This is a genomic window from Enterococcus sp. DIV2402 (genome assembly GCF_017426705.2).
In the GTDB taxonomy this organism is placed as follows: Bacteria; Bacillota; Bacilli; order Lactobacillales; family Enterococcaceae; genus Enterococcus_F; species Enterococcus_F lowellii.
The window spans coordinates 1,160,601-1,175,632 of the sequence record NZ_CP147251.1 but is presented as its reverse complement, the minus strand read 5'-3'; the positions used below and the strand labels follow the sequence as shown (position 1 = coordinate 1,175,632).

Below are 15,032 nucleotides of genomic sequence, written 5' to 3'. Positions count from 1 at the left end.
TGCTAAATATTGTAGCGATAAAATGAGCGTAATTCAAAAACAACTGGACGTTTTCTACAAAACTTAACAAAAAATTGATGAACTTTAAATAAACATTAGTAAATTGGATGGGTTAAAAACTAGCCAATTGGTTGTTTTCTTTTTTTGTGCTAACTTTTATAATAAGCAAAAGGATGTGAGGAAATGACAAAAATAACCCTAACAATCGGTGGTTCTGATACATGGGGCGGCGGTGGGATTCAAACTGATTTAAAAACCTTTGAAAATTTACAAACATTTGGACTTTCCGTTCTGACTTGTATTGCAGTAGCAGAAAATGACGACTTTGTCATTCGACCACTTCCTGCTTCGCTTATTCACGAACAGTTACAAACCATCGAACAATCGTTTCAATTGGATGGCGTAAAGATTGGTTTATTAGCTAGTATTGAAATTGTTGACTTAGTCATTGACTTTTGCCAAAGAAATCGAGGTCAATTTCCAATTATTTTAGACCCCGTCTTAGCCTTTAAGGAAACCGAGCAACAATTACAACAAGACTATCTCCAAAAAATTCGAGAACTCGCTCAATTGGTAGATTTAATCACCCCCAATTTAAAAGAAATGCAACGATTAGTAGCGAGCGCTGACATCGTTTCACTCGCAGATATGGAAACAACTAGTCAGCAATTATCCGAACAGACGAAAACAGCCGTTGTATTAAAAGGTGGTCCCCACATTTTAACCGATAGTGCCATTGATTATTATACGGATGGAATCAATTCTCACTACTTTAAAGGTCCTATTTCTTATCAATCAACAATTCATGGTGCAGGTTGTTGTTTTTCAGCCGCTATTTGTGTACACCTCGCTCAAGGCACTCCGTTGATTGAAAGCATTGAAAAAAGCAAACGATTTGTCTACGAAGCGATTGAAAATGGGCTTCCCATTCACGATGCCGGCAATGTTTGGCACGGAAAAATTGAAAGGAGTTTAACTTAATGAATTTACAAAAAAATCTCGTACAACTTGCAATGATTACGGCTTTGACCGTCGCATTATCTTTACTTTTTATCTTCCCCGTTCCTGCAACAAATGGGTTTGTTACCTTATGTGAAGTTGGCATCTACACTGCGGCCTTTCTGTTTGGTCCCCTCGGTGGTTTTTGGGTAGGTGCACTCAGTGGTGGAATGATTGATTTATTATCTGGTTACCCCCAATGGATTATTTTTTCAGTTCTGATTCACGGGATTCAAGGTGGCATTGCTGGATACTTTTTTCAAAAACCTTGGAAATACAAAAATATCACTGGCTTAGTCCTTGCAAGTCTCTTTATGGTTATCGGTTATGCTCTAGCAACAGCTCTACTTTACACTTGGCCTGCAGGTTTAGCATCAATTATTGGCAATATCGTTCAAAATATTTTTGGTGGTGGACTTACTTTAATGCTGATTGCAGCGTTGCGAAAAATTAATTTCCCCTTAATGAAAGAAGGCCCTAAATAATGGAAAAAGAAACCTTAGTTCGAGATTTAACTCAACTCACAGAAGAAGTATTGGCGCAAGCAGATTTAAAAGCCGGTGACATTTTTGTTTTAGGTTGTAGCACAAGTGAAATTACTGGTGGGGTGATTGGTAAAAACCCTAGTAAAGAAGTTGGCGAATGGATTATTTCAACATTAAAACAAATTTTAGATCCAAAAGGCATTTATTTAGCTGTTCAAGGTTGTGAGCATTTAAATCGTGCCTTGGTTGTTGAACGTACACTTGCTGAAAAAAAAGAATTAGAAATCGTGGCAGTCTTGCCAAGTCTTCATGCTGGCGGTGCTTGTTCAGTGGCTGCTTTTAAATTTTTCGATGCGCCTGTAGAAGTGGAATCAATTGTTGCTCAAGCAGGTATTGATATTGGCGATACCTCGATTGGAATGCACATTAAACATGTCCAAGTTCCAGTTAGACCAACAAAAAAAGAATTAGGCGCTGCTCATGTGACCGCTCTACGTTCTCGACCAAAATATATTGGTGGACCGAGAGCAAGTTATTCAGAATAAAAAAAGAGGTTAGAATTTTTCTAGCCTCTTTTTTAACGAACGAAAGTAATCGTTTTCTTCGTTGATATAAATGGTTTTCCTGTATAATTTTTTCAAAATTTGATTGCTTTGTAACGTGCTATCCCGTATTCTATAATAAAAGGTATGAATTAAATTTAATGGGGTGGAAAAATGAAAAGGCTTGCTATTTTAACAAGTGGTGGCGATGCACCAGGAATGAACGCAACCATTCGAGCAATTTTAAACAAATCAGCACATCACGATATTGAAATTGTTGGTGTGAATTATGGATTTTTAGGTTTGGTATGCAAAAATTTTACATCTTTAGATTCTGAAAGAGTGAATTCATCCATTGCAATGGGCGGAACACTTCTTTATTCGTCACGTTATCCTGAATTTGCTGATGAAGAAGTCCAATTAAAAGCAATTGAAAACTTAAAAGAAGCAAAAATAGATGGCTTAATTGTGATTGGTGGTTGCGGTTCTCAGAATGGTGCCCTTGCACTTGCTAATTTAGGATTTCCAACGATTGGGATTCCTGCCACAATCGCTAATGATATTCCCGGAACAGAATTTACAATTGGATTTGATACAGCTGTCAATACCGTTGTCAGCGCCTTAGACAAAATTCGTGACACAGCGAATTCACATGTCCGTACCTTTGTTATTGAAGTGAAAGGCTTACGCTCCGGCGACTTGGCGTTATGGTCAGGAGTTGCTGGTGGAGCAGAATCAATTCTCATTCCTGAACAAACACTTGATATTGCTCATGTCGCAAATAAAATCAAGCAAAGTGTTGAACGTAAAAAGAAACACTGCTTAATTGTTTTAGCAGAAGGTGTGATGTCTGCATCTGAATTAACAGCGAAATTAAAAGACGAAGGTGTCTTGCATATTCGTGAAGTTGAACTGGGTCATGTTCCTCGCGGTGGTTCACCTTCTACTTACGATCGTGTGTTAGCAAGTAAAGCTGGTGCGAATGCCGTTAATTTATTCTTAGAAGAACAATTCGGTACTTGCCTATGTATTCAACATAACAAATTAATCCCTATTTCTTTAAAAGATGCGCTAGATATAGAGAAAAATTTCATTGATTTATCCTTGTCCCCACTTAATGCATCCATCTCATATTAAATAATGAAAACCGTAGAAAAGCAGATTCTACGGTTTTTTTTCAATCAGAAATCGTGACGCTCCTTTCCTTTTTTGTTACAGTAGAATAAAGGAGGAGAAAATTATGTCAACATTTCATGCCAAACGTCAACTTGACCAAACAGTTGACACCGATATTAAACGCATCCAACTGATTGGGATTTTTTCGGAATCCGTCTTGTTAATAATAGGTGTGGTCTTATTCTTTTTAGACTATCAACTTTTCGCCTTACTCCTTGCTGTTATGGCATTGGGAGGATTGATCGTTTTTTTGAAAATCATTCCTGATAACATGCGTAAAAAAGTTGAAACATTGCAATCAATTCAACCCTTTATCGAACTGGATCATCAGAAAATTCGACACGGTGAAATCATCATTCCTTGGGAGCAAGTCTCAGCGATTTTACGTGCAGCACCAGAACATGTGCCAAATGAACATTCACCTATTCAATCAAGTGATACCGTTTATCTCCTAATTACACAAGAATTACCGCCAGATGTGCTTGCTTATTCATCCTTTGTGCAAAGCTACGGTGGACATCCTTATTTAACTCTGCGGTTATCATATTTTGAAAAACCAGAAGTCTTTACCAAAGAATTAGAACAAATCATTCAAGAAAAAAATATTTCTTTCCTAGAAACAAAAAATGTTCCAACAGCAGAAAAATTCTTTCAAGAAACCTATAAAAGAGGCTAGATCAGTGATCTAGCCTCTTTTTACTTACCAAACACCTAAAACTTTCTGCATACACAAGCTTATTTTTAGCTACAGAAACATTCCGCCAGAGGCTTCAATTCTTTGACCAGTGATCCATCCAGTTTCATCCGTACACATGGCTGCTACAACACCACCAATATCATTTGGTTCCCCAATTCTTCCTAATGCCATCTGTGTTCCAATTTTTTCTTTGATTTCAATAGCATCGAATGAACCATGATGAAAGTCTGTATCAATTATTCCAGGAGCTACTGTGTTAACACGAATACCTTTTGGACCAAGTTCTTTCGCCATGTACCGAGTCATAACTTCAACCGCCCCTTTCATTGATGCATAGGCTATCCATCCTTCTGTTGTGAAACGTGCCAGACCAGAAGAAAAATTAATAATTCTTCCGTTATCAGCAATATAAGGTAAAATTTTTTGCGTGAAAAAAAAGACTCCTTTGAAATGTACATTCATCATACTGTCAAACTGTTCCTCTGTAACCTCGACAAAGGATGTACGATAAGCAAATCCTGCATTATTAATTAGAAAATCAAATGAGTTGCGTTTCCATTTTTTCTCTAATGTATCCGCAAGTATAGAAATAAATTTCTCATGTGCTGATACTTTGCTTACGTCTAATTGTAATGCAATAGCATCACCACCTTTCTTTTCTATTTCTTGTACAACTTCCTCTGCTTTTTCTCTTTGATTATTATAGGTAATAATTACAGCTATACCTTTTTGAGACAATTCAAGTGCAGAGCTTCTCCCAAGACCTCGACTCCCACCTGTAACCAGAGCAATTCTATTCTTCATCCTAACCACACCTATTCTTTCGTTTATTGAGTTTCGACTACTTAAAGTCTATAATGATGTTATCACTTAGAGTTATATCTAAGTCAAACTATTTATTAGTTTTATATGCCAAATTTTAAGGAGGCTTTTGATGTATTCCATTAATGAAGTAGCAGACATCTGTAACCTATCACCACATACAATTAGATATTACGATAAGGAGGGACTTTTACCGTTTATTTCAAGGAGTAAAAATGGAAATAGGCAATTTTCTGAAACAAGTCTCGATCTTGTCAAATTAATCTGTTGCTTGAAAAACACAGGTATGCCTATCAAGGAAATCAAGCAGTATATTGACTTATGTATGCAAGGTCCTGAAACCTCAAAACAGCGAAAAAAAATTATGAAAGTTCATCGTCAGAATACTTTAAAGCAGTTAGATGATCTTAAAAAAATCTTAACATCATAGACTTGAAAATTGCGTTTTACAATACCGAAGAAGGTGAGAAGGCTTTTATTGCAACGCCAAAATAATGAAATTCTGTAGTTCTACTTAGAGTATACTCTAAGTACTATTAATGTAAACAAACTACTTTCTCCTACATAAATAGAAAAGTAGTTTGTTTTTTTATTACAATTCAAATTAAAACAGTAAAAAGATTGTCAACAGAGTCATAAACTGACCTTATCAACAATCTGCATTTTTTTAATATGATAATGAAGATCCACTTACTCTATAAGTCTACTTTTCATCGATTATTATATACAAATAAAATAGCTATAGATTATAGTAGATATGACCACACTTAAAATTAATTAAAGACATCTTCTCATCTTCAAAGTCACCTACCAGAATTGATGATTTGTTCAACAGACCTCTATATCTAATAATTTCACTCTGCTCTTTTTACTTACCAAATACCTAAAACTTTCTGCATGCACAAGCTTACGAACATAATACTCACCCAACAACAAAAACCTAAAATAATTGGTTTGCCACCTGATTTGACTAATTTCATCACGTTAGTATTTAAACCAATCGCTGACATGGCCATCGTTATGAAAAATTTTCCTAAGTTTGTTAAACTATCCACTATAGAAGCATTCAAATGGATAAAGGTACTAAAGATTGCGGCACACAAGAAATATAAAATAAACCAAGGAAAAGTTTCTCTTACTTTTACCGTTGTCGCATCACTTTTTTTGGAACGATAAATTGCTAATCCTAATGTAATAGGAATAATGGCTAAAGTACGCGTCAATTTCACAATCGTTGCATACTGCAATGCCATATCATTGCCATGATTATTCGCCCATGATTGTCCGGCTGCTACAACTGAAGAAGTATCATTAATGGCGGTTCCTGCCCACATACCAAATCCCGTATCGCTCAATCCTAGCAAGCGTCCCAAAGTTGGAAAAATTAAAGCAGCTATAATATTGAACAAAAATATCACCGAGATAGAGGTAGCAATATCTTCATCTTTTGCATCAATAACCGGTGCTGTTGCAGCAATTGCTGATCCGCCGCAAATCGACGAACCTACCCCTACTAACGTTGAAACATCTGCCGGAATATTTAATGTCTTACTCACAATATAAGAAATCACCAATGCTGTCGTAATAGTGGACAGAATAATCATTAAAGATTGACTTCCCACTTCGACAATTTGAAATAAATTCATTCCAAAGCCTAATAAAATAATGGCATATTGTAGTACTTTTTTTGAGGTGAAAGTGATTCCTGCACTAAATGACTTATTTCGTGGAAAAAGTGCCAACACCATTCCTAATAAAATCCCAAAGACAGGTCCGCCAATTAAAGGAAAACTTTTTCCTAAAAAAGTTGCTATTAATCCTATCACAAATGCTAATAGGATTCCCTGATAGTTCTTTTTAACAAATATCATGTTTTACTTCCTTTCGTTTTCTTTGAAATTATCCTATCACATTCTATTTATAACGAAAAATTATAAATTATTATATAATAATAACAAAAAATTATTGTAAGGAGTGAAAGCATGTTAGATTTTCGAATTGAAACTTTTTTAGTTGTTTGTAAACACCTGAATTTTACAAAAGCTGCAAAAGAATTATGTATTACGCAACCAGCTGTTTCCCAACATATCAAATACTTGGAAATCAACTACCAAACCAAATTTTTTCATTACGAAGGTAAGAAGTTATTGCTAACAAATGAAGGCAAATTGTTTTTGGAGACTGTTTCAACAATGAAACACGATGAAGCTTTTTTAAGAGAAAAATTAACACAAGAAAAAACTGGACAATATCATCTGAAACTAGGAGCCACATTGACAATTGGCGAGTTCATTTTACCAAATAAGCTTGGCAATTTTTTGATTCAGCATCCCGATATGCAAATCACAATGTTGGTGAATAATACCGAACAACTCCTCCATCAACTAGATACAGGAGTGTTAGATTTTGTTTTGATTGAAGGCTATTTTCCTAAAAATGAATACAGCTTTGTCCCTTACGCTCGAGAAAATTTCGTCTGTGTCGCTGGTCAAAACTATTCATTTTCCAAACAGCCAGAAATTTTAGAAGATTTATTACAAGAACCTTTAATTATTCGTGAGACGGGTTCTGGTACACGAGATATTTTCGAAAAAAATTTAGAACGGCAAAACTTATTATTGAATGATTTTTCTAAGTTAATTGAAATTGGCAATATCGCTACCATCAAGAAGCTCGTTGCGCACAATCTTGGCGTTACCGCCTTATACGAAATCGCTGTGAAAGAAGAGCTCACTAACGGAAGCTTAATAAAAATTCCAATTGCCGATTTACAACATTCTCATGATTTTTATTTTGTTTGGCGAAAAAACAGTGTCTTTTCAGATTTTTACAAACATTTAGCAAGTTCTCTTTAAGCTTCTCCTGAATAATTTAGTTGCCAATCTTGACGAATACAATCAGTAACATGCAAGAGCTGTTGGGTAAAACTTGGAGGAACTTCATCAAAAGTTGTTTTTCCTTGTTTTAAACACGCAGCCAACTGTAAAAATTCGTATTCATAACCTATCATTTCTGGATGTTTGGTGACTGTCTGAATCTTTTCGTGTTGATGCGTGTAAATATCAATTTGATTGCATTCAGAAACATGGTCAATCGTCAAATAACCTTCACTTCCACTAATGAGGGCGCCGTTCATTGTTTGGGCTTGAATCGTCGCATGTAAGGTCGCAGTTGCTTGATTAGCAAAGGCAAAGCAAAGTGTATGTTGATAGTCAACTCCTGTAGCGCCTTGATTCCAAACGGTAGTCATCTCGGTAAACTCATGCCCAAAAATTTCAAACATCAAATTTAAGTTATATACACCAATATCTAATAACGCTCCTCCAGCTAAATTTTTATCGATAAGCCGATCATTGTTTAAACCATACCCACCAATATTTGCAATAACAGATTTAAATTCACCAATTAATTGTTGATCTTGAATGTCTTTTAACGATTGAAAAACTGGATTAAATCGTGTCCAAAAAGCTTCTCCTAAAAATAATTTCTTCTCTATAGCGAAATCAAATAATTCCTGTGCGTCTTTTTCGTTAATCGTAAACGGTTTCTCACAAAGTACATGTTTGTCATGTATTAACGCAATTAAAACATGTTCTTTATGAAAACTATGCGGCGTTGCAACATAAATGACATCGATTTCTGATTGTTGACACAAGTCATCTAATGAATTTGTATAGAAAGGAAGGTTATACTTTTCTGCGAATTGCTCCGCTTTTTCTATCGTTCTTGAATAAACACCTCTAACATGGATCGTCTCTAACTTTGCTAATGCTGTTGTAACAATTGCTGCAATGGCACCTGTACCAATGATTCCAATATTCATTTTTCTTTCACTCCTACGAACAAAAACCCACCTCTACGTTAAGGTATAGGTGAACCTTTCATTTTTTTAGTAGTAACTGCTCTTTTGTAGTGCTAATTTTTTGAATTTTTGACTTAAATTAACGCCAAAATCCATCAACTCATCGCTGGTCTTCACTTGCATATGGATACGCCCACTAATTGTTTTTTGAGGTTCCAAAAGTGCTTCAATGGCTTGATTAACTGCAACTAAATAATCAGCATCCGTCGATTGTTGCGCGATTTTTTTCATTTCTAATAAAATTTCCATTCCTTCTAATTCATAGGATGAAGACTCAAAAGGATGTTCCTTAGCCGTTGCAATTGTTTTATCATCCCCAATTTCGATAGCTGACTGTTCAAATGGTTGTACTACGAACATCGTCACAATAAATAAATGAATCAATAACAAATGATGATAGGTTAGACCTAACGGATGCAACGGATTCAAGTCAAATGAGCGAAATTCTAAATACTCAATCCCGGTTGTGTATAAGTCTTCTAATTGTGCCTTATGACTTCGAAGCCTTACTTTATTATAAAATTCACGCGTATGCAAAATAAGCCCAGCTGTGACAGAGTGCTGAATGTCTTTAATATACTGTTCAATACTTTCATAACTTATACTGAGTGGATCTTTATTTTGAAACCCAATATCACTACTCCGAATACTTCTCATGGAGTCTTGAGGCAATTGTTTATCGCTAAAAAAAGCGGCTTCGTATAAGTCGGGATTGGCTATCGGTGTTGCTCCTAACAAATAGACTAACAGCCACTGCCAAGCTAAGTAATTACGAGAGATTTTTAGATAGAGCGCATTACGAAAAGCTTGTTTCGTTTTAAATTCTGTTTGCACCATAAATAATTGATTGATTAATTCTTCATTTAAGGAATAATTGACATGGATACCACACATCAATTGACGTTTCTTACCATATTTTTCAGCAATTTGACTACGATAGGCAAAGTCTTCTGGTGTTGATTTTAGCGAAATTCGAATGTCTGATTCATCGGGCAAAATGGGCGGCATACTATACGGCCAGATATATTCATTCGGTGGTAAACTTTGCGCTAATAGTTGATTTAATTCGTTTAAATGATTGTGCAACTCTCGCATGTCACTCATCGGTGGTGTGATTAATTCGGTCTGGCTTTCTGAATAATCTGTAGTAATGGCTTTATGATACTGTGCATTGACGATAATCGGATGATCGGTTTGAGCTAACTCTCCGGCATGGGTTATTCGCAAACCTTCTTTTTCTAAACCAATAGCTCCTTTAAACAATAACGGTAGTTGCGCCTCTTGAATTACGTTTAAAATATCCATGATTTCACCTCTTTTGATTTGACAATCCATTACTTACTATTAATCGCTATATATAACCTCCTCATGAAATAACAGCTTCCTTTTGTTTAATTTTATTCCCTAAATAAAGCGATTGCAAATCTAAGCTAAAAAATATTTAGCGTAACAAAACGTTATACATACAACAAAAAGTATCCGCTTACTTCACCGTCATGTCAGTATTATGTTATAATTACTTCATAAAGAATACTTGGTTATAGACGTATGACAACTTTAATCAATAAAAGGGAGGAATTACCATGGCAACAGAAAAACTAATTAAAGTAACACCGGAAGAATTGCATAAATTAATCCAGAATAAACTTCAAGCAGCAGGTCTGCCTGAAATACAAGCGGTAGAAACAGCGAATCATCTAGTTTACGCTGATTTATGTGGCGTCCATTCACATGGAGCAGTTCGAGTAGAGTATTATTCAGAGCGAATTAATAAAGGTGGGATTACCTTAGAACCAGAAGTTTATTTTGAAAAAACTGGCGATTGTTCTGGTGTTTTCCATGGAGATAATGCGCAAGGACAATACATTGCCAACTTAGCATTAGAACCAGCAATTGCCATGGCCAAGGAGAAAGGGGTCGCGGTAGTAGGGGTCTCTAAATGTGGTCACACTGGGACGCTTTCTTATTATCTACGTAAAATCGCAGAAGCAGGTTTACTAGGAATGTCGATGACTCAATCTGATCCAATGGCTGTGCCTTTTGGTGGTGCAGAGCCCTATTATGGAACAAATCCAATTGGTTTTGGCGCACCAAGTAATACTGACACGCCACTCATTTTTGATATGGCTACTACGGTTCAAGCATGGGGAAAAATTTTAGATGCACGTTCAAAAGGCAAAGAAATTCCAGCCGACTGGGCAGTTGATGAAGAAGGTCAAGCGACGACAGACCCAAACAAAGTGCGAGGCTTGATGCCAATTGCTGGTCCAAAAGGTTACGGACTCATGATGATGGTAGATGTTTTTTCAGGTGTCTTAATGAATCTACCATTTGGAAAACACGTAAGCTCAATGTATGACGATTTAACAGCTGGTCGTAATTTAGGGCAGTTATATATTATTCTAGATCCTGCTCGTTTTGGTAGCGCAGATATGTTTAAAGAACATATTACCCAAACAATGGAAGAATTAAATGCGACAAAACCGGCGAAAGGCTATTCAAGTGTCCGTTATCCTGGACAAGGCTCAAATCAACGCTACGAAAAAAATCGCAGAGAAGGCGTTGAAATTCCTGAATCAATTATTAATTATTTGAAATCAGATGTTATTCATAATGATAGTTACGAAGGATTAAGTGCCTTTGCAAATTAAGCAACTAAAAAAGAGACGTCCAGCTATTCACTTTTCTAGTGAATGGGGCGTCTTTTTTTTAGTTGCTTTACACAAAGGCTTGGAACTTAATTCTATTCAGTTATTTCAGCTTCTGTGACCCACATATGATTCATCATCATTTCGCCACCGTCCGCTGGTTCATAATCTACCACATACACAGTACCCTGAATTGCTTCGTCGACAGTCGCATTTGCACCTTTCATACCTTCCATATGCTCAGCTTCTAAGACAACGGTATCTCCTGCTGATGCAACTTCTTCAGAGTCTTCAAGCTCTTCTTGCACAACCCACTTATGGTTCTTCACTTCTGCTCCACCATTTGTTGGCTGATAGCTCACTTCATAGATGGTTGTGTCATAGGCACCTACAATCGTCGCTTGAGCATTTTCCATTCCTGGCATGTGAGTTGCAGTCAAAGTCACGTGTGTTCCTACTGGATATTTAGGATTTTCAGCCTCTTTCATCCCCGGTGGAATTTCACCAGAATCATGGTGATGCATCATTTCACTACTTGCAATAGAGGTTTCTACACTCGTCGAAGTACTTGCTTCTGATACTGTCGTATTTGTGGAATGATTTTCGTGGCTTGAATCTTGTGTTGTTCCTGACGAACATGCTCCTAAAATAACTAATGAACTTAAACCTATTACTGTTAAAATTTTTCTGTTCTTCATCGTCCTCACCTTTCTTTAGTAATTTCTTATTTTATTGTAACAACATTATTTACATATGTAAACTCAAAAGAAAACAACTCTATTTAACTAGCTATTGATTAAAAGTATCTTCTTATTTGTAGTACTTCTTCAAAAATGATTTAATTGGGAATATAAGCGTATTTAATAAGGCGGTGGTATCTTGAAAACAGAAGCAAGGTCAAACAATATCCTTCATGCAAAGTTAGATAGTAGCGGCAATTGCATGAAGTAAAGTCGCCTCATACTAACTTTGCAACTTGTAAAAAAACACAAGGAGTGAATAGGTATGAACTATAAAAATGCGAAGGTCATTCTACCTGAATATTTAGTCAAAGAATTACAAAAATATTTTCAAGGTGGGTATCTTTATATTCCAATTCATAAAGAAAATCAAAAAGCATGGGGAGAACTTTCAGGCTATAAAGAAGAACTGAAACAACGAAATACTTGTATTATTCAAGAATTTCATAATGGCTGTTCAATAAATAGTCTTGCAAAAAAATATCATCTTTCTACCCACGCAATTAAAAAAATTGTTTATTAAGCCCTTCATTGAAAGTTGTCATAGATGAACTATGGCAGCTTTTAATTGTATAAAAAACAAAACAGAATTGTTTCATCTCTTGTTAATAAAAAAAGTAATCTACAATAATACTTACAGGAAACGGAGGGAATAAGATGACTTTTACAAAAATTGATATAGAAAATTGGCACCGCAAAGAATATTATTTGCACTACATGAATCAACCGTGTACCTATAGCTTAACAACTACTATCGATATTACAGAACTAAAACATGGACTAAAGAATAATAATCAAAAAATTTATCCAGCATTAATTTATATGTTGACAACTATAGTCAATCAACATGAAGAATTCCGAATGACCAAAAATGCGAAAGCTGAATTAGGTTATTGGAAAGAACTTATCCCTAGTTACACTATTTTCAACAAGGAAAATCAAACATTTTCTAGTATTTGGACGACGTACACAACTAGTTTTACAGACTTTTATGCTGCTTGTGTCCAAGATATTGCTACCTACTCTGATTCAAAGACACTTTTTCCAAAGCAACCTTTTCCTACAAATTCATTGAATATATCTATCCTTCCGTGGACAGAATTCACCTCATTTAGTCTAAATATATATGATGAAGGTAGTTATCTACTCCCCATCTTTACCATTGGAAAATTCATTCAGGAAAACGAAAAAATTCTTATGCCATTAGCCATTCAAGTCAATCATGCCGTTTGTGATGGGTACCATCTTGGTAATTTCATTACCGATTTACAGCAATTCACAAAAAATTATAGCGACTGGCTTTAACTTAGTCTGTTAGGGATAGCTAGTCGAGCTCTACAAAAAGACTGTAGATTTTATCCAACTCATGGATGATATCTACAGTCTAAATAAACTATTCAATAGCTTTTCCTAAAATCGAACGCAAGGCTTTTTCTCTTAACGGGATGGTATCTATTCTGTTGTAGATTTCATAGCCTTGTACTAGCACATTACAAATATATAATTGCGAAATAATTCCTGCAAGAGACCCTCCATCTAAAAATTCTTCAATTGAAGTTTGCAACACAATATCACTTAACTTAGCAATCGGTGAAGAAAGATAATTTGTCACTGCAATAATCGTTGCACCATTTTCTTTAGCAATTTGCAGAGAATCGTATGTATCTTTGGTGCGCCCACTCAATGAAAATCCAATAACGACATCATTTTTGCCTAATAATGAAGCGGATTGAGATTGAAAATGTGGATCAACGACTGCTTTACAATGAACGCCCACTCGCAAAAACATATTCTCCAAATTCATACTAGTATTTCCACTAGACCCCACACCAAAAACATACAGATGGTTAGCATTTGTAATTTCAGCAATTGCATGAGTTAATGCTTTTTCATTGATTAATTGGCGCGTCGAATTCAGTGCATCAAACAAATTTTCTAAAATAGTATCATAAAAAGTATGTTCTTCCGTTGTGTGGCTACGACTAAAATCCTCTTTAGCTACCTCGATTTTTAAATCGGCAAATCCAGAAAAACCTAATTTTTGGCAGAAACGAACAATGGTAGCATCGCCTACGTTTGCCATTTCTTTAATATCACCCATTGTCGAATAAATTATTTTTTCTTTAATTGTTAATAAATAATCCGCTACTTTTTTTTCTGATTTTGTTAAGTTGGGATAATGTTCTTGGATTAATTGAATAAATGTCATCGCTTGACGTCCTCTTCTATCTTGATAATTCTTATTATATCGTAACAAAAAAATAAATCATGCCTATTTACAAAAATGAAAGCGCATGATAGAATTCGTTATCGGAGTTAAACTCCAAAATATAATTAAAAATGGAGGTAAAAAGGAGAATGGAAAAAGAAACGCTCATTCATCAAATGAAAAGTGGCGTCATTGTTTCTTGTCAGGCACTTCCTGGCGAGCCAATGTATACCAAAAAAGGGGGCATTATGCCGTTATTTGCTTTAGCTGCCCAACAAGCAGGTGCTGTTGGTATACGTGCAAATTCTGTACGTGATATTAAAGAAATCAAGGAGATGGTTGATTTACCTATTATTGGTATCATAAAAAAAGACTATCTCCCACAAAAGCCATTCATTACTGCCACTATAAAAGAAGTTGACGAGCTAGTTGCCATCGGTGTTGAAATAATTGCGTTAGATTGCACGTTACGTGAACGTCATGACGGCAAAACAATCAATCAATTTATCAGAGAAATAAAAGAAAAATATCCAAACCAATTGTTTATGGCAGATATTGCTACTCTTGAAGAAGGACTAAATGCCTTTGAAGCTGGAATTGATTTCGTTGGTACAACATTGAGTGGTTATACAGACGATAGTCTCGATGCAGAAAAACCAAATATCCCTTTAATTCAATCCTTGCTTGCACAAGGCATTCCGGTAATTGCAGAAGGAAATATTCAAACGCCTGAACAAGTAGCAAAAATCAAAAAATTAGGTGTTACTGGAATTGTTGTCGGTGGCGCAATTACACGACCAAAAGAAATCGCTAGTCGCTTTATTGCTGCGTTTAACGAATAGATTAAGGAGG

Annotated in this window: 17 protein-coding genes; 11 read left to right on the top strand and 6 right to left on the bottom strand. The window is 35.6% G+C overall.

Annotation, left to right across the window (positions count from 1 at the left end; all coding sequences use genetic code 11):
- The first annotated feature begins 183 nt into the window (after positions 1–183).
- The 5 genes from DOK78_RS05735 to DOK78_RS05715 all read left to right on the top strand — a co-directional run bounded on the left by DOK78_RS05735 (position 184) and on the right by DOK78_RS05715 (position 3,878).
- Positions 184–981: a hydroxymethylpyrimidine/phosphomethylpyrimidine kinase gene (locus DOK78_RS05735; RefSeq protein WP_207941363.1), complete on the top strand. Its 798-nt coding sequence runs from the start codon at positions 184–186 to the stop codon at positions 979–981.
- The gene (locus DOK78_RS05730; RefSeq protein WP_207941365.1) at positions 981–1,484 is read left to right on the top strand and encodes an ECF transporter S component; all 504 of its coding nucleotides are present in this window, start codon (positions 981–983) and stop codon (positions 1,482–1,484) included. The genes DOK78_RS05735 and DOK78_RS05730 overlap by 1 nt, the downstream gene beginning before the upstream one ends.
- Entirely contained in the window at positions 1,484–2,029 is a 546-nt protein-coding gene (locus DOK78_RS05725) for a TIGR01440 family protein (RefSeq protein ID WP_207941366.1), read from the top strand. Before DOK78_RS05730 ends, DOK78_RS05725 begins: the two co-directional genes overlap by 1 nt.
- A gap of 171 nt (positions 2,030–2,200) precedes the next feature.
- On the top strand, positions 2,201–3,163 hold the full coding sequence (locus DOK78_RS05720) for an ATP-dependent 6-phosphofructokinase (protein WP_207941367.1): 963 nt from the start codon (positions 2,201–2,203) through the stop codon (positions 3,161–3,163).
- Positions 3,164–3,266: 103 nt separating this feature from the next.
- Positions 3,267–3,878: a hypothetical protein gene (locus tag DOK78_RS05715; protein ID WP_207941368.1), complete on the top strand. Its 612-nt coding sequence runs from the start codon at positions 3,267–3,269 to the stop codon at positions 3,876–3,878.
- A 69-nt stretch (positions 3,879–3,947) separates the two neighbouring features.
- Here the strand turns inward: DOK78_RS05715 and DOK78_RS05710 are convergent, their stop codons facing one another.
- The gene (locus tag DOK78_RS05710; protein ID WP_207941369.1) at positions 3,948–4,703 is read right to left on the bottom strand and encodes an SDR family NAD(P)-dependent oxidoreductase; all 756 of its coding nucleotides are present in this window, start codon (positions 4,701–4,703) and stop codon (positions 3,948–3,950) included.
- Positions 4,704–4,833: 130 nt separating this feature from the next.
- Here DOK78_RS05710 and DOK78_RS05705 point away from each other — a divergent pair, with 130 nt between their 5' ends.
- Positions 4,834–5,151 (top strand): MerR family transcriptional regulator, encoded by a 318-nt coding sequence (locus DOK78_RS05705; RefSeq protein WP_339076351.1) that lies wholly within the window; start codon positions 4,834–4,836, stop codon positions 5,149–5,151.
- A 442-nt stretch (positions 5,152–5,593) separates the two neighbouring features.
- Here DOK78_RS05705 and DOK78_RS05700 read toward each other — a convergent pair whose 3' ends face one another.
- A complete protein-coding gene (locus DOK78_RS05700; RefSeq protein WP_207941372.1) occupies positions 5,594–6,592 on the bottom strand; it encodes a YeiH family protein in 999 nt (332 codons plus the stop codon).
- 111 nt (positions 6,593–6,703) lie between these two features.
- Between DOK78_RS05700 and DOK78_RS05695 the strand changes: the two genes are divergently transcribed.
- A complete protein-coding gene (locus DOK78_RS05695) occupies positions 6,704–7,576 on the top strand; it encodes a LysR substrate-binding domain-containing protein (protein WP_207941374.1) in 873 nt (290 codons plus the stop codon).
- Here the strand turns inward: DOK78_RS05695 and DOK78_RS05690 are convergent.
- Complete coding sequence (locus DOK78_RS05690) at positions 7,573–8,544, bottom strand: Gfo/Idh/MocA family protein (protein ID WP_243430535.1); 972 nt, start codon at positions 8,542–8,544, stop codon at positions 7,573–7,575. The genes DOK78_RS05695 and DOK78_RS05690 overlap by 4 nt on opposite strands.
- A 66-nt stretch (positions 8,545–8,610) precedes the next feature.
- The gene (locus DOK78_RS05685; RefSeq protein WP_207941376.1) at positions 8,611–9,888 is read right to left on the bottom strand and encodes a hypothetical protein; all 1,278 of its coding nucleotides are present in this window, start codon (positions 9,886–9,888) and stop codon (positions 8,611–8,613) included.
- Positions 9,889–10,166: 278 nt separating this feature from the next.
- Between DOK78_RS05685 and allD the strand changes: the two genes are divergently transcribed.
- Complete coding sequence (gene allD / locus DOK78_RS05680; protein ID WP_207941378.1) at positions 10,167–11,234, top strand: ureidoglycolate dehydrogenase; 1,068 nt, start codon at positions 10,167–10,169, stop codon at positions 11,232–11,234.
- Positions 11,235–11,326: 92 nt separating this feature from the next.
- Here allD and DOK78_RS05675 read toward each other — a convergent pair whose 3' ends face one another.
- A complete protein-coding gene (locus tag DOK78_RS05675; protein ID WP_207941379.1) occupies positions 11,327–11,929 on the bottom strand; it encodes a YdhK family protein in 603 nt (200 codons plus the stop codon).
- Between the two features lie 307 nt (positions 11,930–12,236).
- On the opposite strand from DOK78_RS05675, the gene DOK78_RS05670 reads away from it, so the two are divergent.
- A complete protein-coding gene (locus tag DOK78_RS05670; RefSeq protein WP_207941380.1) occupies positions 12,237–12,494 on the top strand; it encodes a CD3324 family protein in 258 nt (85 codons plus the stop codon).
- A gap of 134 nt (positions 12,495–12,628) precedes the next feature.
- Positions 12,629–13,276, top strand: a complete 648-nt coding sequence (gene catA, locus DOK78_RS05665; RefSeq protein WP_207941381.1) for a type A chloramphenicol O-acetyltransferase — start codon at positions 12,629–12,631, stop codon at positions 13,274–13,276.
- Between the two features lie 88 nt (positions 13,277–13,364).
- On the opposite strand, the gene DOK78_RS05660 is transcribed toward catA, so the two are convergent.
- The gene (locus DOK78_RS05660; RefSeq protein WP_207941382.1) at positions 13,365–14,180 is read right to left on the bottom strand and encodes a MurR/RpiR family transcriptional regulator; all 816 of its coding nucleotides are present in this window, start codon (positions 14,178–14,180) and stop codon (positions 13,365–13,367) included.
- Between the two features lie 149 nt (positions 14,181–14,329).
- Between DOK78_RS05660 and DOK78_RS05655 the strand changes: the two genes are divergently transcribed.
- Entirely contained in the window at positions 14,330–15,022 is a 693-nt protein-coding gene (locus tag DOK78_RS05655; protein ID WP_207941383.1) for an N-acetylmannosamine-6-phosphate 2-epimerase, read from the top strand.
- Positions 15,023–15,032: the final 10 nt, after the last annotated feature.

Bases quoted from the DNA above. Each gene is read 5' to 3' on its own strand.
- DOK78_RS05735 (WP_207941363.1), top strand. From the start codon at position 184: ATGACAAAAATAACCCTAACAATCGGTGGTTCTGATACATGGGGCGGC.
- DOK78_RS05730 (WP_207941365.1), top strand. From the start codon at position 981: ATGAATTTACAAAAAAATCTCGTACAACTTGCAATGATTACGGCTTTG.
- DOK78_RS05725 (WP_207941366.1), top strand. From the start codon at position 1,484: ATGGAAAAAGAAACCTTAGTTCGAGATTTAACTCAACTCACAGAAGAA.
- DOK78_RS05720 (WP_207941367.1), top strand. From the start codon at position 2,201: ATGAAAAGGCTTGCTATTTTAACAAGTGGTGGCGATGCACCAGGAATG.
- DOK78_RS05715 (WP_207941368.1), top strand. From the start codon at position 3,267: ATGTCAACATTTCATGCCAAACGTCAACTTGACCAAACAGTTGACACC.
- DOK78_RS05710 (WP_207941369.1), bottom strand. From the start codon at position 4,703: ATGAAGAATAGAATTGCTCTGGTTACAGGTGGGAGTCGAGGTCTTGGG.
- DOK78_RS05705 (WP_339076351.1), top strand. From the start codon at position 4,834: ATGTATTCCATTAATGAAGTAGCAGACATCTGTAACCTATCACCACAT.
- DOK78_RS05700 (WP_207941372.1), bottom strand. From the start codon at position 6,592: ATGATATTTGTTAAAAAGAACTATCAGGGAATCCTATTAGCATTTGTG.
- DOK78_RS05695 (WP_207941374.1), top strand. From the start codon at position 6,704: ATGTTAGATTTTCGAATTGAAACTTTTTTAGTTGTTTGTAAACACCTG.
- DOK78_RS05690 (WP_243430535.1), bottom strand. From the start codon at position 8,544: ATGAATATTGGAATCATTGGTACAGGTGCCATTGCAGCAATTGTTACA.
- DOK78_RS05685 (WP_207941376.1), bottom strand. From the start codon at position 9,888: ATGGATATTTTAAACGTAATTCAAGAGGCGCAACTACCGTTATTGTTT.
- allD (WP_207941378.1), top strand. From the start codon at position 10,167: ATGGCAACAGAAAAACTAATTAAAGTAACACCGGAAGAATTGCATAAA.
- DOK78_RS05675 (WP_207941379.1), bottom strand. From the start codon at position 11,929: ATGAAGAACAGAAAAATTTTAACAGTAATAGGTTTAAGTTCATTAGTT.
- DOK78_RS05670 (WP_207941380.1), top strand. From the start codon at position 12,237: ATGAACTATAAAAATGCGAAGGTCATTCTACCTGAATATTTAGTCAAA.
- catA (WP_207941381.1), top strand. From the start codon at position 12,629: ATGACTTTTACAAAAATTGATATAGAAAATTGGCACCGCAAAGAATAT.
- DOK78_RS05660 (WP_207941382.1), bottom strand. From the start codon at position 14,180: ATGACATTTATTCAATTAATCCAAGAACATTATCCCAACTTAACAAAA.
- DOK78_RS05655 (WP_207941383.1), top strand. From the start codon at position 14,330: ATGGAAAAAGAAACGCTCATTCATCAAATGAAAAGTGGCGTCATTGTT.